Annotated in this window: 24 protein-coding genes and 1 tRNA gene; 10 read left to right on the top strand and 15 right to left on the bottom strand. The window is 67.9% G+C overall.

All coding sequences use genetic code 11. From position 1 onward, the window contains the following. Window positions 1–5: 5 nt before the first annotated feature. The gene (gene rng / locus GXN78_RS00125) at window positions 6–1532 is read left to right on the top strand and encodes a ribonuclease G (protein WP_106556630.1); all 1527 of its coding nucleotides are present in this window, start codon (window positions 6–8) and stop codon (window positions 1530–1532) included. Here the strand turns inward: rng and GXN78_RS00120 are convergent, their stop codons facing one another. Together GXN78_RS00120 and msbA are read right to left on the bottom strand one after the other, a co-directional pair. Continuing rightward, window positions 1533–3344, bottom strand: a complete 1812-nt coding sequence (locus GXN78_RS00120) for a hypothetical protein (RefSeq protein ID WP_239142551.1) — start codon at window positions 3342–3344, stop codon at window positions 1533–1535. It abuts the gene before it with no gap. 127 nt (window positions 3345–3471) lie between these two features. Continuing rightward, window positions 3472–5256: a lipid A export permease/ATP-binding protein MsbA gene (gene msbA, locus GXN78_RS00115; RefSeq protein ID WP_106556631.1), complete on the bottom strand. Its 1785-nt coding sequence runs from the start codon at window positions 5254–5256 to the stop codon at window positions 3472–3474. Window positions 5257–5401: 145 nt separating this feature from the next. Here msbA and tolB point away from each other — a divergent pair, with 145 nt between their 5' ends. The 6 genes from tolB (at window position 5402) to GXN78_RS00085 (ending at window position 9714) form a co-directional block, all read left to right on the top strand. Further along, window positions 5402–6718, top strand: coding sequence for a Tol-Pal system beta propeller repeat protein TolB (gene tolB, locus GXN78_RS00110; RefSeq protein ID WP_181360541.1), 1317 nt, complete (start codon window positions 5402–5404; stop codon window positions 6716–6718). Window positions 6719–6741: 23 nt separating this feature from the next. Next, entirely contained in the window at window positions 6742–7257 is a 516-nt protein-coding gene (gene pal, locus GXN78_RS00105; RefSeq protein WP_106556632.1) for a peptidoglycan-associated lipoprotein Pal, read from the top strand. Continuing rightward, complete coding sequence (gene ybgF, locus GXN78_RS00100; RefSeq protein WP_106556633.1) at window positions 7254–8009, top strand: tol-pal system protein YbgF; 756 nt, start codon at window positions 7254–7256, stop codon at window positions 8007–8009. Before pal ends, ybgF begins: the two co-directional genes overlap by 4 nt. A 17-nt stretch (window positions 8010–8026) precedes the next feature. Further along, window positions 8027–8839 carry a tRNA threonylcarbamoyladenosine dehydratase gene (locus GXN78_RS00095; RefSeq protein ID WP_239142550.1) on the top strand — a complete coding sequence of 271 codons (813 nt, stop codon included), beginning with the start codon at window positions 8027–8029 and terminating at the stop codon, window positions 8837–8839. Between the two features lie 48 nt (window positions 8840–8887). Continuing rightward, window positions 8888–8963, top strand: a tRNA-Lys gene (locus tag GXN78_RS00090). A gap of 79 nt (window positions 8964–9042) precedes the next feature. Beyond that, the gene (locus tag GXN78_RS00085) at window positions 9043–9714 is read left to right on the top strand and encodes an SGNH/GDSL hydrolase family protein (RefSeq protein WP_164255330.1); all 672 of its coding nucleotides are present in this window, start codon (window positions 9043–9045) and stop codon (window positions 9712–9714) included. A 52-nt stretch (window positions 9715–9766) separates the two neighbouring features. Here the strand turns inward: GXN78_RS00085 and GXN78_RS00080 are convergent, their stop codons facing one another. Together GXN78_RS00080 and GXN78_RS00075 are read right to left on the bottom strand one after the other, a co-directional pair. Then, complete coding sequence (locus GXN78_RS00080; protein WP_106556636.1) at window positions 9767–10018, bottom strand: hypothetical protein; 252 nt, start codon at window positions 10016–10018, stop codon at window positions 9767–9769. Window positions 10019–10153: 135 nt separating this feature from the next. Then, complete coding sequence (locus GXN78_RS00075; protein WP_106556637.1) at window positions 10154–10684, bottom strand: dual specificity protein phosphatase family protein; 531 nt, start codon at window positions 10682–10684, stop codon at window positions 10154–10156. A 142-nt stretch (window positions 10685–10826) separates the two neighbouring features. Between GXN78_RS00075 and GXN78_RS00070 the strand changes: the two genes are divergently transcribed. Beyond that, entirely contained in the window at window positions 10827–11021 is a 195-nt protein-coding gene (locus GXN78_RS00070; RefSeq protein WP_146163034.1) for a hypothetical protein, read from the top strand. Further along, on the top strand, window positions 11021–11263 hold the full coding sequence (locus GXN78_RS00065; RefSeq protein WP_106556639.1) for a hypothetical protein: 243 nt from the start codon (window positions 11021–11023) through the stop codon (window positions 11261–11263). The genes GXN78_RS00070 and GXN78_RS00065 overlap by 1 nt, the downstream gene beginning before the upstream one ends. A gap of 89 nt (window positions 11264–11352) precedes the next feature. On the opposite strand, the gene GXN78_RS00060 is transcribed toward GXN78_RS00065, so the two are convergent. The 11 genes from GXN78_RS00060 to GXN78_RS00010 form a co-directional block, all read right to left on the bottom strand. Beyond that, on the bottom strand, window positions 11353–11577 hold the full coding sequence (locus tag GXN78_RS00060; protein ID WP_146163035.1) for a hypothetical protein: 225 nt from the start codon (window positions 11575–11577) through the stop codon (window positions 11353–11355). 160 nt (window positions 11578–11737) lie between these two features. Further along, a complete protein-coding gene (locus GXN78_RS00055) occupies window positions 11738–12310 on the bottom strand; it encodes a hypothetical protein (RefSeq protein ID WP_239142549.1) in 573 nt (190 codons plus the stop codon). 26 nt (window positions 12311–12336) lie between these two features. Continuing rightward, a complete protein-coding gene (locus GXN78_RS00050; protein ID WP_106556641.1) occupies window positions 12337–14310 on the bottom strand; it encodes an ATP-binding cassette domain-containing protein in 1974 nt (657 codons plus the stop codon). Continuing rightward, complete coding sequence (prmB, locus tag GXN78_RS00045) at window positions 14307–15173, bottom strand: 50S ribosomal protein L3 N(5)-glutamine methyltransferase (protein ID WP_106556642.1); 867 nt, start codon at window positions 15171–15173, stop codon at window positions 14307–14309. The genes GXN78_RS00050 and prmB overlap by 4 nt, the downstream gene beginning before the upstream one ends. A gap of 56 nt (window positions 15174–15229) precedes the next feature. After that, window positions 15230–16411, bottom strand: a complete 1182-nt coding sequence (dapE, locus tag GXN78_RS00040; RefSeq protein WP_106556643.1) for a succinyl-diaminopimelate desuccinylase — start codon at window positions 16409–16411, stop codon at window positions 15230–15232. Window positions 16412–16420: 9 nt separating this feature from the next. Beyond that, window positions 16421–17569 (bottom strand): PilT/PilU family type 4a pilus ATPase, encoded by a 1149-nt coding sequence (locus GXN78_RS00035; protein ID WP_106556644.1) that lies wholly within the window; start codon window positions 17567–17569, stop codon window positions 16421–16423. Between the two features lie 48 nt (window positions 17570–17617). Beyond that, the gene (gene dapD, locus GXN78_RS00030) at window positions 17618–18442 is read right to left on the bottom strand and encodes a 2,3,4,5-tetrahydropyridine-2,6-dicarboxylate N-succinyltransferase (protein WP_106556645.1); all 825 of its coding nucleotides are present in this window, start codon (window positions 18440–18442) and stop codon (window positions 17618–17620) included. Beyond that, entirely contained in the window at window positions 18439–19650 is a 1212-nt protein-coding gene (dapC, locus tag GXN78_RS00025) for a succinyldiaminopimelate transaminase (protein ID WP_106556646.1), read from the bottom strand. The genes dapD and dapC overlap by 4 nt, the downstream gene beginning before the upstream one ends. Before the next feature lie 11 nt (window positions 19651–19661). Continuing rightward, the gene (gene argA / locus GXN78_RS00020) at window positions 19662–21008 is read right to left on the bottom strand and encodes an amino-acid N-acetyltransferase (protein WP_106556647.1); all 1347 of its coding nucleotides are present in this window, start codon (window positions 21006–21008) and stop codon (window positions 19662–19664) included. Between the two features lie 26 nt (window positions 21009–21034). Then, the gene (locus tag GXN78_RS00015; RefSeq protein ID WP_164255329.1) at window positions 21035–21454 is read right to left on the bottom strand and encodes a PIN domain-containing protein; all 420 of its coding nucleotides are present in this window, start codon (window positions 21452–21454) and stop codon (window positions 21035–21037) included. After that, window positions 21451–21696, bottom strand: coding sequence for a hypothetical protein (locus GXN78_RS00010; protein ID WP_164255328.1), 246 nt, complete (start codon window positions 21694–21696; stop codon window positions 21451–21453). Before GXN78_RS00010 ends, GXN78_RS00015 begins: the two co-directional genes overlap by 4 nt. Window positions 21697–21769: 73 nt before the next feature. On the opposite strand from GXN78_RS00010, the gene hrpA reads away from it, so the two are divergent. After that, a partial coding sequence (gene hrpA / locus GXN78_RS00005; protein ID WP_164255327.1) for an ATP-dependent RNA helicase HrpA occupies window positions 21770–23312 on the top strand: 1543 nt, incomplete at its 3' end.

Here is a 23312-nt window from a genome sequence, read left to right as displayed (position 1 = left end):
AAAACATGCAAGACATCCTGATCAACTGGTCTCCCCAGGAGACCCGCGTTGCGGTCGTCGAGCACGGCGCCGTGCAGGAGCTCCACGTGGAGCGCACGCTGGAGCGCGGGCTGGTCGGCAACGTCTACCTGGGCAAGGTCTCGCGCGTGCTGCCCGGCATGCAGTCGGCCTTCATCGACATCGGGCTGGACCGCACGGCCTTCCTGCACGTGGCCGACATCGTGGCGCCTTTCACCCCCGGCTCGCGGCCGAGCGCCGCGGCGGCCGATCGCGACGCGCGCAACGGCGGCGGCGTGGTGCCGATCGAGAAGCAGGTGTTCGAGGGCCAGTCGCTGCTCGTGCAGGTGATCAAGGACCCGATCGGCACCAAGGGCGCGCGCCTGTCGACGCAGATCAGCATCGCGGGCCGGCTGCTGGTCTTCCTGCCGCAGGACAACCATGTGGGCGTGTCGCAGAAGATCCCTTCCGACCTGCGCGATGCGCTGCGCGCGCGCATGCAGGTGCTGATCGAGGCAGCCGCCGCGGCCGGCAGCGGCGGCGTGGTGCCCGAGGCCACCGGCGGCTTCATCCTGCGCACCAACGGCGAGGATTCGAGCGATGCCGAGCTGGCGGAAGACATCGCCTACCTGCGCAAGACCTGGTCGCGCATCCGCGAGCTGTCGTCGCGCATGCCGCCGATGTCGCTGCTGCACCAGGACCTGAGCCTGCTGCAGCGCGTGCTGCGCGACATGACCATCGAGGACACGCAGACCATCCGCATCGACTCGCGCGAGCAGTTCGATGCGCTGCTCAAGTTCGGCCTCGAATTCATGCCGCAGGCGGCGGGCAAGCTGCAGCTCTACAAGGGCGAGCGGCCGATCTTCGACCTCTATTCGATCGACGAGGAGATCGCCAAGGCCCTGGGCCGGCGCGTGGACCTCAAGTCGGGCGGCTATCTGGTGGTGGACCAGACCGAGGCCCTCACCACCATCGACGTCAACACCGGCGGCTACGTCGGCGCGCGCAACTTCGACGACACCATCTTCAAGACCAACCTGGAGGCCGCGCAGGCCATCGCGCGGCAACTGCGCCTGCGCAACCTGGGCGGGATCATCATCGTCGACTTCATCGACATGGTGCGCGACGACCACCGCGAGCAGGTGCTGGGCGAGTTCCGAAAGCAGCTGGCACGCGACCGGGTCAAGACCACCGCGGGCGGGTTTTCGCAGCTGGGCCTGGTCGAGATGACGCGCAAGCGCACCCGCGAGTCGCTTGCGCACATGCTGTGCGAGCCCTGCCTGGCGTGCAGCGGGCAGGGCATCGTGAAGACCGCGCGCAGCGTGGCTTACGACGTGCTGCGCGAGATCCTGCGCGAGGCGCGCCAGTTCACGCCGCGCGAGTTCCGCATCGTGTCCTCGCCGCAGGTGATCGAGCTGCTCCTGGACGAGGAAAGCCAGCACCTGGCGGGGCTGAGCGACTTCATCGGCAAGCCGATCTCGCTGCAGGCGGAGCCGGCGATGGGGCAGGGGCAGTACGACATCGTCCTGCTCTGATCAGAGCTTCGCGAGCGCCGGCCCTTCCCGCGGACCGAACCAGGCACGCTGAAAGGCCTGCCGCGCCGCGCGCTCGGCTTTGGCATCGCCCCGCTTGCGCTCGACCTCGGCCAGCCCCGCAAGCGCCCATCCGTTGTTGCGCACGCGGACCAGCGAGTCTCTGAAGGCCTGTTGCGCCTCGTCGAGCTTGCCCTGGCGCAGCCGGACCGAACCAAGCGATTGGCGCACCGGGTAGTACCAGTAGGGCGGTTCGGTGTAGCTGAGACTGTCCTGCATCACGATGGCTTCCTCGTAGGCCTTGGCGGCGGCATCGAGGTCGCCGCTCGCATCGGCGAGCCGTCCGGTCGCCACCAGGCCCGCGGTGCGAACGATCTCCTTGGCGGGCAATTGCCAAGCCTCGAAGGGCTTGAAGTCGGCGCTTTGCTCTATCTTCGCGATGGCGTCGATCTCCTGCTGCGCGCCGGCCTTGTCCTTGCGGGCCGCGAAGGCGACGGCGCGCGCGTAGTGGTACATGGTGGTCACGATCACCGCGTCGTCGGGCGGCGCAGCGAGCTTGAGGATGGTGTCGGCATCGCTGAACTGCGCATGCGTGGTGAAGTGCGAAGCCTTGATGGGCTGGAGGATCGGGAAGGCCTTGACCAGCTCGGCCGGCACCGAAGCGTCGAGCTTCGCGGCGGCTCCGATGGCCGTCTTCGCATCGCCGCCCATCTGCGCCGACACCATCACGAAATGGATGTTGTGCGGGTAGTAGGCAGTCTTGTACAGCGGGTCGGAGGGCGAGGTCTTGAAGTACTTCTCGTCGGCCTGGATCGCCTTGCGATTGGCCTCGAGCGACTCGCGGTACATGCCCACCCGGTAGTAGATGTGAGCCGGCATGTGCACGACATGCCCGGCGCCGGGCATCTGCGCCGCGAGGCGGTTGGCATAGGGCAGGGCCTTCTCGGGCTGCGTGGACGCTTCCACCGCATGGATGTAGAGGTGGATCGCGCCGGGGTGCGTGGGGTTGCGCCTGAGCACGGTCTCCAGCGCGCCGACGATGTCCGCGCCGCGCCCCTTCGGCCTGGCGCCTCCGGCCTCCCAGTAGTCCCAGGGCTGCGTGTCCATGGCGGCTTCGGCGAACAGCGCCTGGATCGTGTCCTCGGCCGGGTAGCGCTCGGCCACCGCCTTCATCGCGTCGGCATAGGCGGCGTCCAGCCCGGAGCGGTCGGCCTGCGGCTGCGCGGCGTAGCGCTTCTCGAGCGCGGTGATCAGCGCCTGCTCGCGCTCGGTCGCACCGGCCTTGCGCTCGACCGCCTTGGCCAGCGCGGCAAATGCCGGCGCGTTGGCCTCCGGCATCATCGGCACGTTGATGTTGGGGCCGAGCACGAGCGCCTCGCCCCAGAAGCACATGGCGCAAGCAGGGTCCAGCTTCTGCGCGGTCTGGAAGGCGCGCTGGGCTTCGGCATGGTTGAAGCCGAAGGACAGGCGCAACCCCTGGTTGAAATAGGCCTGGGCCTTGGGCGAGCGCGTGCTGATCCTTAAGGCCAGCGAGCCGAGGTCCTTGTAGAGCGGCACCTCCCCGGCCGCGGCCTTCATCGGCTGCGGCTGGAAGGGCGCGGTCTCGGTCTTGACGCGCACCAGCGCCTTCAGCAGCGCGGGCTGGCCGGCCACGACCGGCCCGCAGGCGCGGCCCGGTTCAGACAGCAGGGGGTCGAAATCCGATGTTCGGTCGCGGCCGGCACCGACCTCGTCGGCAACGAGCAGGCCACACGAAGCGAGGGCGCAGGCGGCCAGTGCGGGCAGCCGGTGCCGGAAGGGGACTCGATACGACATGGCGTTTCCTTCTTCTCCGAGGTCGGGCAGGCGCCGCGTTGTCCGCGCCGCCCGACGAGTTGCAGGGCCGGGTCGAAGGAAAAATTCTGCTCGCCTGATGAGGCGGGCGCAATATGCCGAAGGCTTGTCAGAGACTGGGCTCGCCGCCTTCCGGTGCCGTGCGCACTGCATGCGCCTGCAGCCGCGCGTAGAGCCCTTCCAGCACCATGAGCTGCGCATGGCTGCCCTGCTCGGCGATGCGGCCGTGCTCCATGACCACGATGCGATCGGCGTGCTGGATGGTCGAGAGGCGGTGCGCGACGATCAGGGTGGTGCGGTTGCGCATCAGCCGCTGCAGCGCCTCCTGCACCAGGCGCTCCGATTCCGTGTCGAGCGCGGAGGTGGCTTCGTCGAGCAGCAGCACCGGTGCATCCTTGTAGAGAGCGCGCGCGATGGCGAGGCGCTGGCGCTGGCCCCCGGAGAGCTGGGTCGCGTTATGCCCCAGAACCGTGTCGATGCCTTGCGGCAGGCCCTCGACGTGTGCCGCCAGGTTCGCGGCTTCTATGCAGCTGAGCACGCGCTCGCGGTCGAGCTCGGCACCGAGCGCCACGTTGGCGGCCAGCGTGTCGTTGAGCATGACCACGTCCTGGCTGACCATCGCGAACTGCGATCGCAGGTTCTTGAGCTGCCAGTCGCCGACTTCATGCCCGTCCAGCAAGACCTGGCCCGCGCTGGGCAGCACGAAGCGCGGCAACAGGTTGACCAGCGTGGTCTTGCCGGAGCCGGAGGGGCCGACGAAGGCCACCACCTCGCCGGGCGCGATCGTCAGGCTGACGCCGTCGAGCGCGCGGGCCTCCTCCGCGCCGCGGTAGTTCACACGCACCGCGCGCAGCTCGATGCGGCCGGCCACGCGCGGCGACTCGAAGCTGCCCTGCGATTCAGGCGCCACCTCGTCGATCAGCGCGAGGCCGCGCTCCAGCGCCGCCAGGCCGCGCGTGATCGGGCTGGTCATGTCGGCCAGGCGGCGGATCGGCGCGATCAGCATCAGCATGGCCGTGATGTAGGCCACGAAGCCGCCCACCGTGAAGCCTTGCTTGCCGCTTTGCCAGAGGGCGATCATGACCACCGCGGAGAGCGCGACCGCCGCGACGATCTGCGTCAGCGGCGTGGTCGCGGCCGAGGCGATGGTGGACTTCACGGCCAGGCGGTTGAGGTCGTGGCTCAGCCGGTCGAAGCGCCGGGTCTGGCTGGCCTCGGCGTTGTGCAGCCGGACCATGCGGTGGGCGAGCACGTTCTCCTCGACCACGTAGGCCAACTCGTCGGTCGCCTGCTGGCCGAGCAGGGTGAGCCGGTAGAGACGCTTGGAAAAGGCCTTGATGATCCAGGCCACGCCCGGCACCAGCACGCCGACGATCAGGGTCAGCTTCCAGTTGAGATAGACCAGGTAGAGCAGCAGCGCAATCAGCGTGAAGCCGTCCCGCGACAGGCCCAGCAAGGCCTGCACCAGCAGCATGGCGCCGGTCTGCACCTCGTATACCACGGTGTTCGACAGCGAGCTGGCCGACTGGCGCGAGAAGAGGGCGAGCTCGGCCGCCAGCAGGCGCTCGAAGAGCACGCGCCGCAGCCGCTGCATGCCTTCGTTGGCGATGCGCGCGAGCGCGTACTGCGAGATGAACTGCGCCAGGCCGCGCACCGCGAACAGCAGGATGACGGCGGCCGGTATGGCCCACAGCGGGAGCTGGCCACGCGTGAAGCCGCGGTCGAGCAGCGGCTTCAGCATGGCAGCCATCAGCGGTTCGGTCACGGCGGCGATGAGGGCGCAGACGAGGCCCAGCGCCCACCAGTGGCGCGAGCCTCCGAACCAGGTCATGAGTCGCGCGAGTCGGCGCGTGAGAGGGGGGCGCGCGGACTCGGCGGCGGGGGAAGGCTGCATGGCGGCGCATTCTAAGATGGCGCCTTGCTGTAGGACCGCGCCGGCACATACACGTTTTGTGACGGCCGGCGCATCGCAGTGTGTACCATGTGGCCTCGTTTCATCCGGGCAGGAAACTAAATTCCCGGAAAGCTCTCCGAACCGCATGAAAAAGCAGTTGCAAGAAATCTCCCCAACCCCTTCTTCATCGTTCTCCGTTCGCCGCACCTTGATCGCGGCTCTGGCTGCCTCCCCCCTCGCTCCCGCTTTTGCCCAGTTCCGGGTCGAAGTGTCGGGTGTGGGTCTGACGCAGCTGCCGATCGCGCTCGTCCCATTCAAGGGCGAGGACGCCTCGCCGCAGAAGATCTCGGCCATCGTGCAGGCCGACCTCGAACGCAGCGGCCAGTTCCGCGGCGTCGATGCCAGCGGGCAGTCGCTCGACGAGGGCTCGCGGCCCGACCTGAGCCTGTGGCGCCAGCGCACGGCCGATTCGCTGGTGGCGGGCAGCGTGACCCGGCTGGCCGACGGCCGCTTCGATGTGAAGTTCCGCCTCTGGGACGTGGTGCGCGGGCAGGATCTGGGTGGCCAGAGCTACACCGTGCCGCAGGGCGACCTTCGCCTCGCGGCGCACCGCATCGCCGACTACGTCTACGAAAAACTCACCGGCGAGAAAGGCATCTTCTCGACCCGCATCGCCTACGTGACCAAGGGCGGCACTCGCTACACCCTGTGGGTGGCCGATGCCGACGGCGAGAACGCTCAGGCCGCGCTCGCGAGCCCGGAGCCGATCATCTCGCCGGTCTGGTCCGCCAACGGCGGGCAACTGGCGTACGTGTCCTTCGAGTCCCGCAAGCCGGTGGTCTACGTGCACACGGTGGCCAGCGGGCAGCGCCGGCTGGTGGCCAACTTCAAGGGCAACAACAGCGCGCCGGCCTGGGCGCCCGACGGCAACACCCTGGCCGTTACGCTGAGCCGCGACGGTGGCTCGCAGCTTTTCACTATCCCCTCGGGCGGCGGCGAGCCGCGCCGGCTCACGCAGAGCAACAGCATCGACACGGAGCCGGTGTACTCTGCCGACGGCGGCACCATCTACTTCGTGAGCGACCGCGGCGGCGCGCCCCAGATCTACAAGATGAGCGCGGGCGGCGGCAACCCCGCGCGCGTAACCTTCAGCGGCGCCTACAACATTTCTCCATCCGTCAGCGCCGATGGCCGGTGGTTGGCCTACATCTCGCGGGTGGGCGGTGCCTTCAAACTCCATGTGATGGAACTGGCGACTGGCAACGTGGCCGCGCTCACCGACACCACCGCCGACGAGAATCCCAGTTTCGCCCCCAACAGCAAGCTGATCGTCTACGCCACCCGGCTGGGAGGCCGCGAGGCGCTGATGACGACCACGCTCGACGGAAAAATAAAAGCGCGACTTGCCGGGCAGGCAGGAGACATCCGCGAACCGGACTGGGGTCCGTTTCAAAAGCAATGAATGATCAACCTGAGGAGTTCGAAATGTTAAGACGTACGATTTATTCGCTGGCCATCGTGGCGCTCATCGCCGGGTGCTCGTCCGGCACCAAGCTCAACGATGCGCCGGTGGTGGATCGCTCAGGCGGCACGGGCTCCGGCGGTGCAGCCAGCGGCGTGGCGCCGGTCACCATCGACCCGAACGCGCAGACCGCGCAGGGACCGGTGGGCGTGGCGCGCATCGTCTATTTCGACTTCGACAGCTACACCATCAAGCCCGAGTTCCAGTCGCTGATCGACGGCCACGCCCGCTTCCTGAAGGCGAACACGCAGCGCCGCATCTCGATCGAAGGCCACACTGACGAGCGCGGCGGCCGCGAGTACAACCTGGCGCTGGGCCAGAAGCGTTCCGAGGCCGTGCGCCGTGCGCTGGCCCTGCTCGGCGTGTCGGACAACCAGATCGAAGCCGTGAGCTTCGGCAAGGAAAAGCCGGCCGCGCAGGGGAGCGGTGAAGACGCGTGGGCGCAGAACCGCCGCGCCGAGATCACCTACCGTCGATGATGCGAATCGCTTCCCCGCTGCGTGGCGCGGCGCTTGCCGTTGCCCTGCTCTGCGCCTCGCTCGGCGCGCAGGCTGCGCTGTTCGAGGACGACGAGGCGCGGCGCGCCATCCTCGATCTGCGCCAGCGGGTCGAGGCGATGCGCCAGCAGGCCGAGCAGCGCCAGAACGAGGAGAACGCGCAGCTGCGGCGCAGCCTGCTCGAACTGCAGACGCAGATCGAGCAGATGCGAGGCGACCTGCAGCGCATGACCGGTCAGAACGAGCAGCTCACGCGCACGGTCACCGAGATGCAGCAGCGCCAGGGCGAGATCGACGACCGGCTCAAGAAGAGCGAGCCCTCGAAGGTTTCGGTCGACGGGCGCGAGTTCTCGGCCGATCCGCGCGAGAAGGCCGACTTTGAAGCTGCGCTGGGTGTCTTCCGCGGCGGCCAGTTCGCGCAGGCGCAAACGGCCTTCGCCGAATTCGTGAAGCGCTATCCGCAGAGCGGCTACAACGCCTCGGCGCTGTTCTGGCTCGGCAATGCGCAGTACGCCACGCGCAACTACAACGAGGCCATCGCGAACTTCCGTTCGATGCTGTCGCTGGCGCCTGACCATGCGAAGGCCCCCGAGGCCGTGCTGTCGATCGCGAACTGCCAGATCGAGTTGAAGGACACGCGTGCGGCGCGCCGCACGCTGGAAGACCTGACCAAGGCCTATCCGCAGTCCGAGGCCGCGCAGGCCGGGCGCGAGCGCCTCTCGCGCCTGCGCTGAAGCAGGGGCTCGCGAACGTGAGCGCTGTCGCCCCCGTCGTCGAGCCGGATGACACCGACCTGGCCCGCCGTTTCGGCGGCCTGGAGCGGCTCTATGGCGTGCCGGGCGCGGCCTGCATCCGCGGCGCCCATGTGCTCGTCGTCGGCATCGGCGGCGTCGGCTCCTGGGCCGTGGAAGCGCTGGCGCGCAGCGGAGTGGGGCGGCTGACGCTGATCGACCTCGACCACATCGCCGAATCGAACATCAACCGCCAGATCCACGCGCTCGACAACACGGTGGGCCAAGCCAAGGTCGAGGCGATGCGCGAGCGCATCGCGCACATTCATCCGGGCTGCCAGGTGCTGGCCATCGATGACTTCGTCGAGCCCGGCAACTGGTTGGCGCAGCTCGCGAGCGCCGAGGCTGCGAACGGCCCGGTTGCAGCCGTAATCGACGCCTGCGACCAAGTACGGGCCAAGCTGACCATGGCCGCATGGGCGCGCGAGACCGGCGCCGGCTTCATTACCGTGGGCGCGGCGGGCGGCAAGCGGCTCGCGCACAAGGTCGACATCGACGACCTCGCCGCGGTCACGCACGACCCCCTGCTGGCGCAGCTGCGCCAGCGGCTGCGCAAGGAACACGGCGCGCCGCGCGAAGGCCGCAAGATCGGCGTGACCTGCGTCTTCAGCCGCGAAAGCGTCGCGCCGCCCGATGCCTCTTGCGCCATCGAGGCGGGCGACGGCTCGCTCAATTGCCATGGCTACGGCTCCGTGGTCAGCGTGACGGCCACCTTCGGGCAATGCGCGGCGGGCTGGGTGCTCGATCGGATCGCGCGCGGCGGGACGCTATAATTTCGGGCTTTGCCGGATTCGACGCCGGCAGAGCAAAAGAAGAAGCGTGGGACGTTAGCTCAGTTGGTAGAGCAGCGGACTTTTAATCCGTTGGTCACAAGTTCGAATCTTGTACGTCCTACCATCGCGCACTTCTTGCAGGCCCGCATCTCCAGCGGCACTGCATTGCGATCCCCGGCATCTGAATGTATGGTGCCGCCTGGATGAACCTTACATACCTCGAGCGCGCTTTCGCGCTGGCCGCTGCGGTCCTCCTGGCCGGCTGCAGCGCTTCCAGACCACTCGCCCCTATCGTCGACCTGCCGCAGCCCTCGGCAGCTCAGAAGCCGCGCCACGATTGCAGCGTCACCCTCTACGGAGACAGCATCTTGCATGGGGTCGCGGATTCGGCTGGCAAAGTGCGACTGGAGGAGCACCCGGCGGAGGTGATCGAGCGCCTGCGCCCCGCCTACTTCGTGGTCGACAAGACGGTGCCGGGCGACTTCGTCGTCTACCGCTCCAGCGAGTTCCTGCGCGATCGCATCATGACCCGCCTTGTGGTGATCGAGCACGGCATGAACGACGCCAGCCAGCGCTTCGACTACGCGGAGCCGCTGCGCAAGATGATCCGGCGCATCAAGACCTTGGGCAAGACGCCCATCGTCACGGGGCTGTCGCGTTCGCAGGTCGGCGCCCGCGACGCCTACGACGCCATGGCGCGGCGCATCGCGACCGAGGAGGGCGCGATCTTCGCGGACTGGGGTGCCGTCGGCATGACGCCTGCCGATCTGCAGGACGGACTGCACCCCGCCCAAGCCTATAGCAGGCGCCTCGCCGAGCAGCTGGTGAAGGCGCTCGATCGCGCAACGCCGGAGTGCGTCACGGCTCAGCGGTAGGCCAGCCAGCGAGTCTTCCGGATTTGCTCTTCGGTGTAGGGGACGAGGATGGTCAACGCGGCTGCCGGTCTCGCTTCATCGAGGCTGAAACGAGGCACAGCAGGTAGCGCTCCAAGGCTTGTTGCTCCGCTCGCTCCAGAGACGCCAGGGTCTGGAGCTGGTCGGGCGTGGGGCCCTCGCCGCTCCCGCACAGGCGATCCCCCAGGGATTCGATCAGCAATTCGCGCCAGGCCACGGTGGCGGCCCTGCTGCTCGCCATCTTCGAGCGCAGCCTTTCCAACTCTGCATGGTCGGGTGCTTCCATGACCTCGCCTTGAATTGAGTGCTTAAGTTTTAATTCCAGGATCGAGGATGCGTCAAGCCTCGTCTGTAGGCGAACAGCCGAAAAATGAGGGTGAGGCGAGGGGGCTTCGGATGCCGATCCAGCCCGACGCGGAGCTCAACGCTTCTTGGGCCGGACGTAGGCCAGCGCCTTGAAGTCCTCGAAGCTCGGGAGCTCCCACTCCACATCGCTCGAGAAGCGGTAGCTGTCCAACCAGGCCGACCAGCAGGCAAACTGGGGCGGCGAAGGTGCGACGACAGGGCGCTGCTTCTTCATCAGGGCGAGCGCGTCGAGCGGGGCGTGGCCGCGATGCACGAGCACGCACAGCGCCAGCGTCGCGGAGCGGCCGATGCCGTACTCGCAATGGATCAGCACGCGCTGTCCCTGATCCAGGAACTCGTTGGCGAAGCGGATGCCGTGCTCCAGGTCCGGCGTCTCCACCGGATGCATGTCCGAGGTGGGCAGGTGCAGGAGGGTAATGCCGTGCCGCCGGAACAGCTGCACGTCGGGCATGGCCTCGCCGCGCAGGTCGATCACGGCCTGGATGCGATGCTCGCGCGCGAGCAGCTCCGCGCATTCGGAGGGGTAGCTGCCGCCAACGGCCAGCAGCTCGGTGATCCAGTTGAAGTTGGGTTGCCAGGCGTCCACGGAAAAAACTCTAGCGCGATTGCTCCTGCGTAAGTGCAACTGGATATCACAGCCCTCCTCACCCTGATGTAGGTCGAATCTGTAAACCAAAGCGTGCATTTCTACCTAGGTCGCGCTGCCTGAAGTAAGCACAATGGTCTACATGAAGACCGACACCCAAGCAACAACCCATGAGTGGTGGAAGGACGAGGCGAATCCTGCCGAGCAGCGCGCCTTCCTGGCTTCCTACCGCTCCGCCCAACGCACCGAGAACGCTGTGGCCTGGCGCCGCAATGTGATGCTCGGCTTTCTTTTCGTCTCCATTCCGATCCTGGTCCGCCTGATCAGCACCTTGTGATGACGCAGGAATGGGAGGAAGACCTCCATTTCGCGCGTCTGAGCATCGACGACCTGGACGAACTCGCGCGGTCGTGGCGGCAGCGCGCACAGGAGGGAGATGCCACGAGCTCGGCGGTTGCCAAAGCCCTCGAGTCGGTGGTGCGTCAGCGCCGCGCCGCAGCGGCTGCGCGTGACCGGGTCCTGGCGGCGCGACGCGCCTGGGCGCCGCTGCGACAGGCCGCCCGATTGTTGCGCCGCTGAGCTGCTCGACGGGGGTACGGATCCGGAATGCGAAATTCCCGGCGGCCCTGGAACGCGGCCGGGTCTGGGCGAAATCAGTGAGAAAACGCTCAGTCGGGGTCGTTGCCGCCCGTCACCGGCTGGCCACCTGCGATCGCGGAGACGAGGCCGACGGCGCTCGCGCGAAGCAGTTCCTGTCGAAGGGCCGCTTCCAGCTGACGGCGCGCGGTGTCGGGCCGGTCGTGGTCGTACTCTTCGTCCAACTCGCAATGCAGGTAGTAGTCGACCCGAGCCATGAGCCGTTCCAACGATGCTGCGAGATCTGTCTCATTCATCTGTTAACTCCTCACCTCGATCCCTGACTTGACACTAGGCCGCCATTTTTCTCGGTCTCTTGCCAGGCATTATGAGCTTGACAGTCGGCCAGACCAGATTTCGTAAGATGGTATGCCATCAGCGCGTGGGGGCAAACCGACGCTTGACGGCCGCGTCGGCTCAATTGGGCCGCAGGCGTGCCCACCCGAAGCGGCGGCGGGAGGCACCTGGCGCGCCAATTTGGTGCGCTTTTTCTTCGGCCTCGGGCGACGGGAGCAAGTGGCGTACCGATTGCGCCACCTTGACGCAATCGCGGATATGGAGCTCGCCCAGCGCCCGCAGGGCGGCGTAGCCGATCGCCGCGGAGACGACTTGGCCCGCAATGGGCACGTACTTGGTGGCCTGCTTCGCCGTCATGCGGATGCCGGCATGGCGGGCCAGCGTGATCAGCAGCTCGCGCGTCACCAGCTTGCCCACCAGCAGGGCGCCGGCCGCGGTGGCCGCGTGCTGGATGCGTTCGCGCTGGTGGGGCGCCAGCCCTTCGATCTGAGTCACGGAGAGCCCGAATTCGGCGCTGATGCGCGGGATCAGCCGTGACAGCAGGGCGGCGTCGGCGGCCCAGTCGAGCCCCGGAATGGGCATCGCGCTGGCGGCGGCCGCAATCAGCGCCTTGCGGCCGAGCATGCGCCGGCTGCGCTGGATGGCCGCGATCAGCTGCGGATCGCCGCGGGCAAGTTCGAGGGCCGAATGCATGGTTCGGCGCAGGCTACCACGTCCGATCAGGTGGCGGCCAGTGTTTCGATCTCGTCCGACAGCGCCAGCCAGCGCTCCTCGAGCCGCCCGATTTCATCGTTCAAGGCCTTGAGGCGCCGGCCCGTCTCGGCGATCTCGGGGGCCGGCAGCGGGGTCGATAGCCGCGCCTCGAGCGAGGTCTTTTCTGCGCCGGCGGCGGCCAGCTGCTCGTCGATCTGCGCCAGCTCGCGCTTCAGCGGCTTGGCCTGGTTGCTGCGCTGCTGGCGCTCCTGCGCCACTGCCTGCGGCGAGGGGGCGGCGGCCGGGATGGCCGCCGCGGTCTCGGCCGCCTCGCGCGTGGCCAGCCTGGCCTCTTCCCGCAGGCGCTTCGCCTCGTCCAGCAGATAGCGCTGGTAGTCGTCGAGGTCGCCGTCGAAGTCGGCGACGCGGCCGCGGCCGACCAGCCAGAACTCGTCGCAGACCGAGCGCAGAAGGGCCCGGTCGTGGCTCACCAGCATCAGCGTGCCCTCGAACTCGTTGAGCGCCACGGCCAGAGCCTCCCGCGTGGCCAGGTCCAGGTGGTTGGTCGGCTCGTCCAGCAGCAGCAGGTTGGGGCGCTGCCAGACCATCATGGCCAGCACGAGGCGCGCCTTCTCGCCGCCGCTCATGGTGCCGACGGGTTGCTTCACCATGTCGCCGCTGAAGTTGAAGCTGCCGAGGAAGCCGCGCAGGTCCTGCTCGCCGGTGCGCTCGCGGGCATTGGGGCCGAGCTCTCGTGCCATGCGGACCATGTGCTCCAGCGGCGTGTCCTGCGGGCGCAGCACGTCGAGCTCCTGCTGCGCGAAGTAGCCGATGTTGAGGCCCTTGCCCTCGGTCACGGTGCCGGCGAGCGCGCCCATCTCGCGGGCGATGGTCTTCACCAGCGTGGACTTGCCCTGGCCGTTGGCGCCCAGGATGCCGATGCGCTGGCCGGCCAGCACCGAACGGTTGACGCCCGTCAGGATGGTCTTGGGCGGCTCGCCGTCCTGCAGATAGCCGAAGCTCGCCGTGCTGATCGTGAGCATCGGGTTCGGGATGTTGCCCGGCTCCTTGAACTCGAAGCTGAAGTCGGCCTCGGCCAGCAGCGGCGCCACCTTCTCCATGCGCTCCAGTGCCTTGACGCGGCTCTGGGCCTGCTTGGCCTTGCTCGCCTTCGCCTTGAAGCGGTCGATGAACTTCTGCAGGTGGGCGATCTTGTCCTGCTGCTTGGCGAAGGCCGACTGCTGCAGTTCGAGCTGCTGGGCGCGCAGCGTCTCGAAGGCGCTGTAGTTGCCGCCGTAGCGGGTGAGCTGCTCGTGTACGATGTGCAGGGTGACGTCGGTCACGGCGTCGAGGAACTCGCGGTCGTGGCTGATGACGATCATGGTGCCCGCGTACTTCTGCAGCCAGGACTCGAGCCAGACCAGGGCGTCCAGGTCCAGGTGGTTGGTCGGTTCGTCGAGCAGCAGCAGATCGCTCGGGCACATCAGGGCGCGCGCCAGCTGCAGGCGCATGCGCCAGCCGCCGGAGAAGCTGTTGACCGGCTGGTCCAGCTCGTGGACCTTGAAGCCCAGGCCGAGGATCAGCGCCTGCGCGCGCGGCACGGCGTCGTGCTCGCCGGCGTCGTGCAGGTCGGTGTAGGCGTGGGCCAGGGCCATGCCGATTTCGGCATCGTCGGGATCGGCGGCGTGGCCGGCCTCGGCAAGCGCGAGCGCCTCGCGAAGCTCCACCAGCCGCGTGTCGCCGCCGACCACGAAGTCGGTGGCCGACTCCGCGGTCTCGGGCATGTTCTGGGCGACCTGGGCCAGGCGCCAGGACGACGGCACCGAGAAATCTCCGCCGTCTTCGTGCAGGGTGCCATTGAAGAGAGCGAACAAGGTGGACTTGCCGGCGCCGTTGCGCCCCACCAGCCCGACCTTTTCGCCGGGATTGATGGTGACGCTGGCGCCGTTCAGCAGGACTTTGGCGCTGCGGCGCAGGATGACGTTCTTGAGGGTGATCATGAAAGAAGGGATTCGCGGGTCGCCAGGAGCACCTGGTCGTCGCCAGCGCTGGTGGCGAGCCACACCACCTCGAGTTTCGGGAACGCCGCCTCGAAATGCGCGCGCTCGTTGCCGATCTCCAGCACTAGCACGGCGTGCTCGCTCATGCGGGACGGCGCGTCGGCGAACAGCCGGCGCACGAAGTCCATGCCGTCGGCGCCGCCGGCCAGCGCAAGCTCGGGCTCGGCGCGGTATTCGGCGGGCAGGGCGGCCATGCTCTGCGCATTGACGTAAGGCGGGTTGCAGAGGATCAGGTCGTAGGGGCCGCGCAGGGCAGCGAGCCCGTCGGATTCAACGAGCGTGACGCGATCGTCGAGCTGGTGGCGCGTGACGTTGATGGCCGCGACCTCGAGGGCCTCGGTCGAAAGATCGGCCGCATCGACGCGGATGTCCGGATAGGTCAGCGCCGCCAGCACGGCGAGGCTGCCGTTGCCGGTGCACAGGTCCAGCACCCGTTGCGTGTGCTCGCCGAGCCAGGGATCGATGGTTCCGTCGGCCAGCAGCTCGGCGATGAAGCTGCGCGGCACGATGGCGCGCTCGTCCACGTAGAAGGACACGCCCTGCAGCCAGGCCTCCCGGGTGAGGTAGGCGGCGGGTTTGCGCGTCGCGATGCGGGCCGCCAGCAGCTCGGCCACGCGTGCGGCGTCCGCCGGCGAGACCGGGCGCTCGGCCGCCTCGTCCAGGCCGTCGAGCGGCAGGCCCAGGCGCCACAGCACCAGCCAGGCGGCTTCATCGAAGGCGTTGGTGGTTCCGTGGCCGAAAGCGACGCCAGCCTCGGCCAGCTGCCTTTCGCCGGCCTCGATCAATTCGATCACGGTGCTCATTGGAAAACCTTCGCCTTCGGCTGCGGTGCGAGCGCCTTCGGGCGGCCGGGCGGCGCTCATACCGAAACCAGCGCTTCGAGCCGATCCAGCGTGCGTTGGTAGATGTTCTTGAGCTGCTCGATCTCGGCGACGGCGATGTGCTCGTCGATCTTGTGGATGCTGGCGTTGACCGGGCCCAGTTCCACCACCTGCTTGCAGATCTTCGCGATGAAGCGCGCGTCGCTGGTGCCGCCGCTGGTCGACAGCTCGGTCTCGATGCCGGTTTCGTCGCGGACGGCCTGCTGCACCGCGGCCACCAGCTCGCCGGGCGGGGTGAGGAAGGGGAGGCCGCCCACGGTCCACGACAGGGTGTAGTCGAGCCCGTGCGCATCGAGCACCGCCTTCACCCGCGCCTGCAGGGACTCGGGGGTGGCCTCGGTCGAGAAGCGGAAGTTGAAATCGATCACCGCGCTGCCGGGGATCACATTGCTGGCGCCGGTGCCCGCGTGGATGTTGCTGATCTGCCAACTGGTCGGCTGGAAATACGCATTGGGCGCTGCGTCCCAGGCGCCTGCGTCGTTGATCGCGACCAGCTCGGCCAGCGTCGGCGCGAAGGCGTGGACCGGGTTCTTCGCGAGATGCGGGTAGGCGATGTGGCCCTGCACGCCCTGGATGGTGAGCCGCCCGCTCATGGTGCCGCGGCGGCCGTTCTTGATCATGTCGCCGCAGCGTTCGACCGAGGTCGGCTCGCCGACGATGCAGTAATCGAGGCGTTCCCCGCGCGCGGCCAGCGCCTTGCACACCACCACCGTGCCGTCGACGGCGGGGCCTTCCTCGTCGCTGGTGAGCAGCAAGGCCAGCGTGAGCCGCGGGTCGGGCCGAACGGCCAGGAAGTCCTCGATCGCGACCACGAAGGCGGCGAGCGAGGTCTTCATGTCGCAGGCGCCGCGGCCGTAGAGCCGGCCGTCGCGGTGAGTGGGCGTGAAGGGGTGGCTTTTCCACTGCTCCAGCGGGCCGGTGGGCACCACGTCGGTGTGGCCGGCGAAGACCAGCGTGCGTGCGGCCTCGGCGCCCGCACTGCCCGGACGCACGGCCCACAGGTTGGTCACGCGGAAGTCGGCGGGGCCGCTTTCGAGAGTCTCGAGCCTGAAGCCCAGCCGCGCCAGCCGCTCGCCGAGGATCTGCTGGCAGCCCGCATCGTCGGGAGTGACCGAGGGGCGCGAGATCAGTTGTTCGGCGAGTTGCAGCGTGCGGGACATGAAAAAAAGCTAGTGGCGGACGTCGAGCGTGATGTCCGTGAAGGAAGGTTCGTCGACCTGGTCGAGCAAGGCCTGCTCTTCCTTGCGCGCCGGCGAGGCGTTGCGGTTCTGCAGGCGCCACATCAGGTTGGTCGGGGAGTCGGCCTGCGACAGGCCTTCCTCGCGGGTGATGCGGTTCTCGGTGATGAGGCGGGCGATGTCTTCCTCGAAGGTCTGCGAGCCTTCGGCCATAGACTGCTCCATGGCCTCCTTGACGCCGGAGAAGTCGCCCTTGCCGATCAGCTCGGCGACCAGCGCCGTGTTGAGCATCACCTCCAGCGCCGGCACGCGGCTGCTGTTGGGCGTGCGCAGCAGGCGCTGCGCAACGATCGCGCGCAGCGCGCCGCCCAGGTCGTTCAGCAGGGTGGAGCGCACCTCCACCGGGTAGAAGCTCAGGATGCGGTTGAGCGCGCGGTAGCTGTTGTTGGCGTGCAGCGTGGCCACGCACAGGTGGCCCGACTGGGCGTAGGCGATCGCGGCCGTCATGGTCTCGCGGTCGCGGATCTCGCCGATCTGGATCACGTCGGGCGCCTGGCGCAGCGCGTTCTTCAGGGCGATCTGCAGCGACTGCGTGTCGCTGCCGACGTCGCGCTGGTTCACCATCGACTTCTTGTTGGTGAAGGTGAACTCGATCGGCTCCTCGACCGTGAGGATGTGGCCGCTGGCGTGCTCGTTGCGGTAGTCCAGCATGGAGGCCAGGGTGGTGCTCTTGCCGGCGCCGGTGGAGCCCACCATCAGGATCAGGCCGCGCTTCTCCATCACGAGGGTCTTGAGGATCTCGGGCAGGTTCAGCTCGTCGAAGGAGGGGATCACCGAGGCGATGTGCCGCACCACCACCGCATAGCTGCCACGCTGGCGCATGCCGCTGACGCGGAAGTTGCCGGCGCCTTCGAGGGCGATCGCCATGTTGAGCTCGCCGGTGCGTTCGAGCTCGGCGATGCGCTGCTCGGGTACCACCTCGGCCAGCAGGGCCAGCGGCGCCTCGGGCGGCAGCACCTGCCCGTTGATGGGCACGCAGTTGCCGTTGATGCGGATCAGTGCCGGGGCGTTGGCCGACAGGTAGATGTCGGATGCCTTGCGCTCGGCCATCAGGCGCAGAATTCGCTCCATCGTCTTCATCGGCTCTCTCCTCCAGCGTGGTTGTGAAAAAGGTGGCGGCTCGCCGGCTCAGTCGCGCAGCAGGTCGTTCAGCGAGGTCTTCGCGCGCGTCTGCGCGTCCACGCGCTTGACGATGATCGCGGCATAGAGGCTGTACTTGCCGTTGTCCTTGGGCAGGCTGCCGCTGATGACCACCGAGCCCGCGGGCACGCGGCCGTAGGTGACTTCGCCGGTCGTGCGGTCGTAGATGGGGGTGCTCTGGCCGATGTACACGCCCATCGAGAGCACCGAGTTCTCTTCGATGACCACGCCTTCGACCACTTCGGAGCGCGCGCCGATGAAGCAGTTGTCCTCGATGATGGTCGGGCCGGCCTGCAGCGGCTCCAGCACGCCGCCGATGCCCACGCCGCCCGAGAGATGCACGTTGGCGCCGATCTGGGCGCAGGAGCCGACGGTGGCCCAGGTGTCGACCATGGTGCCTTCGCCGACGTAGGCGCCGATGTTCACGTAGGAGGGCATCAGGATCGCGCCCTTGGCGATGTAGCTGCCGCGGCGTGCCACGGCCGGCGGCACGATGCGCACGCCGGCTTCCTTGAGCTCGTTGGCCGAGAGGTGCGAGAACTTGGTCGGCACCTTGTCGTAGAAGCCGAGCGAGCCGGCCTGCATCTGCTCGTTGTCCTTGATGCGGAAGGACAGCAGCACGGCCTTCTTGATCCACTGGTGCACGGTCCACTGGCCCACGGCCTCGCGGGTGGCGACGCGCAACTGGCCGTTGTTGAGCTCGGCGATCACGTGCTCGACCGCATCGCGAACTTCCTTCGGGGCGCTGGTGGCGGAGAGATTGGCGCGGTCTTCCCACGCGGCGTCGATGGTCTGCTGGAGTTGCTGGGTCATGGATGGGCTCGGTTCTGGATGAAGTTCACGATGCGCTGCGCGGCCTCGGTGCATTCGGCGGTGTCGGCCACCAGTGCCATGCGGATGCGGCCGTGGCCCGGGTTGGCACCGTTGACCTCGCGCGCGAGGTAGCTGCCGGGCAGCACCGTGACATTGTATTGAGCGTGGAGCGCCCGGGCGAAGGCGGCGTCGTCGCCCTGCCACGCCGCGGGGATGCCGGCCCACAAATAGAAGCTCGCGTCGGGCAGCCGGACGTCCAGCACTTTTTCGAGCAGGGGCGTCACGGCCGCGAACTTGGCGCGGTACTGGGCGCGGTTGTCCACCACGTGCGCCTCGTCGCCCCAGGCCGCGATGCTGGCCGCTGCCACCGCCCCGCTCATGGCGCTGCCGTGGTAGGTGCGGTAGAGCAGGAAGGACTTGATGATCGCGGCATCGCCCGCCACGAAGCCGCTGCGCAGGCCCGGCACGTTGCTGCGCTTGGACAGCGAGGTGAGGGCGATGAGGTTGCGGAAGTCGCCGCGGCCCAGCCTTGCCGCGGCCTCCAGGCCGCCGAGCGGCGGCTCGTCGCGGAAGTAGATCTCGCTGTAGCACTCGTCGGACGCGATCACGAAGCCGTAGCGGTCGGACAGGGCGAAGAGCTTCTGCCACTCCTCCATCGGCATCACCGCGCCGGTTGGATTGCCGGGCGAGCACACGAAGACCAGCTGGGTGCGTTCCCAGACCGCGGCCGGCACGCTGTCCCAATCTACGGCGAAGTTGCGCGCCGGCACGCTGGGCACGTAGTAGGGCTCGGCGCCCGCCAGCAGGGCCGCGCCTTCGTAGATCTGATAGAAGGGATTGGGCGAGAGCACCACCGGGGCCGGCGTCTTCGATGCATCGACCACCGTCTGCGCGAGCGCGAACAGCGCCTCGCGCGATCCGTTGACCGGCAGCACCTGCGTCGCCGGATCCAGTTCGAGCGCATAGCGGCGCTGCAGCCAGGCGGTGAAGGACTGGCGCAGCTTCAGGTCGCCGGCGGTCGCCGGATAGACCGCCAGCGCGCCCAGACCAGCCGACAGTGCCTGCTTGATGAATTCCGGCGTCGGGTGCTTGGGCTCGCCGATGCCCAGGCTGATGGGCGCGAATTCCGGATTCGGCGTGACGTCGGCGAAGAGCCGGCGCAGCCGCTCGAAGGGGTAGGGTTGCAGCTTGGAAAGCAGGGGATTCATGGCGTCGTCGTTCAGAGCTTCTTGACCAGCACCTGGCTCTTGCGGTCCCAGTTGTACTTGCGCTTGCGTGCCTCGGGCAGCCAGTCGGGGTTGACCTGCTGGAAGCCGCGTTTCAGGAACCAGTGCATGGTGCGGGTGGTCAGCACGAATATGCTCTCGATCCCGCTGGCCTTGGCGCGCTGCTCGACGCGCTTGAGGATGCGCTCGCCGTCGCCCTGCGACTGCGATTGGGGCGACACGGTGAGCGCCGCCATCTCGGCGGTCTTCGCTTCCGGGTAGGGGTAGAGGGCGGCGCAGCCGAAGATCACGCCGTCGTGCTCGATCACCGTGTACTGGCCGATGTCGCGCTCGATCTCGGTGCGGCTGCGCTTGACCAGGGTGCCGTCGCGCTCGAAGGGCTCGATCAGCTGCAGGATGCCGCCGATGTCGTCCGCCGTCGCCTCGCGCAGCGATTCGAGCTTTTCGTCGATCACCATGGTGCCGATGCCGTCGTGCACGTAGACCTCGAGCAGCAGCGAGCCGTCGACCGCGAAGGGAATGATGTGGTTGCGCTCCACGCCCGCTTCGCAGGCCTTGACGCAGTGCTGCAGGTAGAAGGCCGTGTCGGTCGGCTTCTGCGGCGACGAGAGCGAGGCCAGCAGCTTCCTTGCGCTGTCCAGGGGCAGCTCGGTGTCGATGGGGTTGTCCTCGCTGATGGGCTGGGTGGGATCCTGCGGGATGCCGGGCACTTCGGTCAGGAAGATCAGCTTGTCGGCCTGGATCGACATGGCCACGCTGGTCGCGACCTCCTCCATCGTCAGGTTGAAGGCCTCGCCGGTGGGCGAGAAACCGAAGGGTGACATCAGCACCATGGCGCCGAAGTCCAGCCCGCGGCGGATCCCCGCGGCATCGACCTTGCGCACCAGGCCCGAGTGCTGGAAGTCGACGCCGTCGACCACGCCGACCGGCCGGGCGGTGATGAAGTTGCCCGAGATCATGCGCACCGTCGAGCCGGCCATGGGCGTGTTCGGCAGGCCCTGGCTGAAGGCCGCCTCGATCTCGTAGCGCAGCTGGCCGGCGGCCTCCTGTGCGCAGTCGAGTGCCACCTCGTCGGTGATGCGGATGCCGTGCGAGTACTTCGCCTCGTGGCCCTTGGCGCGCAGCTGTTCGTTGACCTGCGGCCGGAAGCCGTGCACCAGCACCACCTTGACGCCCATGCTCTGGATCAGCGCGAGGTCCTGCGCGATGTTCGGCAGCTTGCCGGCCGCGATCGCCTCGCCTGCCATGGCGACCACGAAGGTCTTGCCACGATGCATGTGGATATAGGGCGCCACCGAGCGGAACCAGGGGACGAAGGTGAAGTTGAAGACGGTGGACATGGAGGAAGCCGTGAGGAGGGCCGGCGTCAGCCGGGATGGAATGGATTCTCGACGACGAGCTTGCCGAAGCGCTGGCCATGCTGGCCATCCTGCGAGACCAGGACGTCGGCGTTGGCGCGCAGCGCGGCTTCGAGGATCAGCGCGTCCCACCATTGCAGGCGGTGCTTTTGCGCCAGCTCGGCCGCGGCCAGGACGCTGTCGGCCGTGGCGCCGACCACGTCAAAGGCGCACAGCTGGCTGATCTGGCTTGTGGCCTCGCGCGCGCTGAGCGGCGGCTTCAGCTTGCGCGTCGTGATGTTGTAGAACTCCTGCAGCACCTGGGTGCTGAGGGCGATCGAGTCGTCCTTGATGGCCCGGGCAAAGCGGTCGATCGCGATTTCCTTGCGCACCGGATCGCCCGCGTCGACCGCGTAGACCAGCACGTTGGTGTCGAAGAAGGTGGTCATTCGGAAGGGTAGGGGCGGTCGTGTGCGTCGTCGCGCGACCACTTCGCGCCCTCGCTGTTCGCCTTGCTGCGGCGAGCCGCGGCGATGAAGGCCTGGCCGGCGATCTGCTGGCGGTCGTTGCCCTGGGCGTAGTCGGCGAGGAACTCGCGGATGCGGGCGCTGACGGACGTGCCCTCGTTGATGGCACGTACCCGCGCCTTGCGCACGATGGCTTCGTCGATGGCGATGGTCAGGTTGGTCATTCGAATGGCCTCTGCAGCGATACGTGAACAAGTGTAGCACGTGAACTCGTGAAGTGAGATAATGCGGCGCTTCATGAGTTCCCTTCCATCCGATCCGGTCCGCGCGGGCGCGCCGCTTGTCATCGAGTTCCCCGAGTCGCTCCCCGTTTCGGCGCGGCGCGACGAAATCGCGGAAGCCATCGCCGGCCATCAGGTGGTCATCGTCTGCGGCGAAACCGGCTCGGGCAAGACCACGCAGCTGCCCAAGATCGCGCTGGCGATGGGCCGGGGCAAGCTCAACGCGCCGCCGGGGCGGGGCCGGTTGATCGGGCACACGCAGCCGCGGCGCATCGCCGCGTCGTCCGTCGCCAAGCGGATTGCGGAAGAGCTCAAGACGCCGCTGGGCGAGGTGGTGGGCTACAAGGTGCGCTTCCAGGATCGGCTGTCGCGCGATGCCTCCGTGAAGCTGATGACCGACGGCATCCTGCTGGCCGAGACGCAGACCGACCCGCTGCTCAAGGCCTACGACACGCTGATCATCGACGAGGCGCACGAACGCTCGCTCAACATCGACTTCCTGCTGGGCTACCTGCGCGAGATCCTGCCGCGGCGGCCCGACCTGAAGGTGATCGTGACCTCGGCAACCATCGATGCCGAGCGCTTTGCGCAGCATTTCGCGTCTGCCAAAGGTCCGGCTCCGACCATCATGGTGTCGGGGCGGATGTACCCGGTCGAGCAGCGCTACCGTCCCTTCGAGGAGTCGCGCGACTTCGACCTCAACGACGCCATCGCCGACGGCGTCGACGAGCTCTGGCGCGACCCGCGCGATGGCGGCGACATCCTGGTCTTCCTGCCCGGCGAACGCGAGATCCGCGAGGCGGCCGACCACCTGCGCAAGCACCTGAGCCACCAACCGCTCTTGCGCAACGCCGAGGTGCTGCCGCTGTTCGCGCGGCTGTCGCAGGCCGAGCAGGACCGCATCTTCGACAGCCACAGCGGCCGGCGCATCGTGCTGGCCACCAACGTGGCCGAGACCTCGCTGACGGTGCCGGGCATCCGCTACGTGATCGACGCCGGCACGGCGCGCGTCAAGCGCTACAGCTTCCGCAGCAAGGTGGAGCAGTTGCTGGTCGAGCCGATCAGCCAGGCCGCGGCCAACCAGCGCGCGGGGCGCTGCGGGCGGGTCGCCAACGGCATCTGCATCCGGCTCTACGACGAGAAGGATTTCGAGGGGCGGCCGCGCTTCACCGACCCGGAAATCCTGCGTTCCTCGCTGGCCGGCGTGATCCTGCGGATGAAGTCGCTGCACCTGGGCGATGTGGAGCGCTTTCCCTTTCTCGAGGCGCCGCAGCGGCGTGCGATTGCCGACGGCTACCAGCTCCTCAACGAGCTCGGCGCGGTCGACGATGCGAACGAGCTCACGCCGATGGGCGCGGAGCTGGCGAAGCTGCCGTTGGATCCGCGCGTGGGGAGGATGATCCTGGAGGCGCGCAGCCGCGGCGCACTCGAGGAGGTGCTGGTGATCGCCAGCGCGCTGTCGGTACAGGACGTGCGAGACCGGCCGCTCGATGCGCAGCAGCAGGCCGACCAGGCGCATGCCAAGTTCGACGACGAGAAGAGCGAGTTCAGCGGGTACT

The sequence above is a fragment of the Variovorax sp. WS11 genome, assembly GCF_010499245.1.
Lineage (GTDB): Bacteria > Pseudomonadota > Gammaproteobacteria > Burkholderiales > Burkholderiaceae_C > Variovorax.
This window is presented reverse-complemented; position numbering and strand designations above follow the sequence as displayed.

Excerpts from the sequence above, each read along its gene's own strand:
- rng (WP_106556630.1), top strand. The coding sequence starts at position 6 with ATGCAAGACATCCTGATCAACTGGTCTCCCCAGGAGACCCGCGTTGCG.
- GXN78_RS00120 (WP_239142551.1), bottom strand. The coding sequence starts at position 3,344 with ATGTCGTATCGAGTCCCCTTCCGGCACCGGCTGCCCGCACTGGCCGCC.
- msbA (WP_106556631.1), bottom strand. The coding sequence starts at position 5,256 with ATGCAGCCTTCCCCCGCCGCCGAGTCCGCGCGCCCCCCTCTCACGCGC.
- tolB (WP_181360541.1), top strand. The coding sequence starts at position 5,402 with ATGAAAAAGCAGTTGCAAGAAATCTCCCCAACCCCTTCTTCATCGTTC.
- pal (WP_106556632.1), top strand. The coding sequence starts at position 6,742 with ATGTTAAGACGTACGATTTATTCGCTGGCCATCGTGGCGCTCATCGCC.
- ybgF (WP_106556633.1), top strand. The coding sequence starts at position 7,254 with ATGATGCGAATCGCTTCCCCGCTGCGTGGCGCGGCGCTTGCCGTTGCC.
- GXN78_RS00085 (WP_164255330.1), top strand. The coding sequence starts at position 9,043 with ATGAACCTTACATACCTCGAGCGCGCTTTCGCGCTGGCCGCTGCGGTC.
- GXN78_RS00080 (WP_106556636.1), bottom strand. The coding sequence starts at position 10,018 with ATGGAAGCACCCGACCATGCAGAGTTGGAAAGGCTGCGCTCGAAGATG.
- GXN78_RS00070 (WP_146163034.1), top strand. The coding sequence starts at position 10,827 with ATGAAGACCGACACCCAAGCAACAACCCATGAGTGGTGGAAGGACGAG.
- GXN78_RS00065 (WP_106556639.1), top strand. The coding sequence starts at position 11,021 with ATGACGCAGGAATGGGAGGAAGACCTCCATTTCGCGCGTCTGAGCATC.
- GXN78_RS00060 (WP_146163035.1), bottom strand. The coding sequence starts at position 11,577 with ATGAATGAGACAGATCTCGCAGCATCGTTGGAACGGCTCATGGCTCGG.
- GXN78_RS00055 (WP_239142549.1), bottom strand. The coding sequence starts at position 12,310 with ATGCATTCGGCCCTCGAACTTGCCCGCGGCGATCCGCAGCTGATCGCG.
- GXN78_RS00050 (WP_106556641.1), bottom strand. The coding sequence starts at position 14,310 with ATGATCACCCTCAAGAACGTCATCCTGCGCCGCAGCGCCAAAGTCCTG.
- prmB (WP_106556642.1), bottom strand. The coding sequence starts at position 15,173 with ATGAGCACCGTGATCGAATTGATCGAGGCCGGCGAAAGGCAGCTGGCC.
- dapE (WP_106556643.1), bottom strand. The coding sequence starts at position 16,411 with ATGTCCCGCACGCTGCAACTCGCCGAACAACTGATCTCGCGCCCCTCG.
- GXN78_RS00035 (WP_106556644.1), bottom strand. The coding sequence starts at position 17,569 with ATGAAGACGATGGAGCGAATTCTGCGCCTGATGGCCGAGCGCAAGGCA.
- dapD (WP_106556645.1), bottom strand. The coding sequence starts at position 18,442 with ATGACCCAGCAACTCCAGCAGACCATCGACGCCGCGTGGGAAGACCGC.
- dapC (WP_106556646.1), bottom strand. The coding sequence starts at position 19,650 with ATGAATCCCCTGCTTTCCAAGCTGCAACCCTACCCCTTCGAGCGGCTG.
- argA (WP_106556647.1), bottom strand. The coding sequence starts at position 21,008 with ATGTCCACCGTCTTCAACTTCACCTTCGTCCCCTGGTTCCGCTCGGTG.
- GXN78_RS00015 (WP_164255329.1), bottom strand. The coding sequence starts at position 21,454 with ATGACCACCTTCTTCGACACCAACGTGCTGGTCTACGCGGTCGACGCG.
- GXN78_RS00010 (WP_164255328.1), bottom strand. The coding sequence starts at position 21,696 with ATGACCAACCTGACCATCGCCATCGACGAAGCCATCGTGCGCAAGGCG.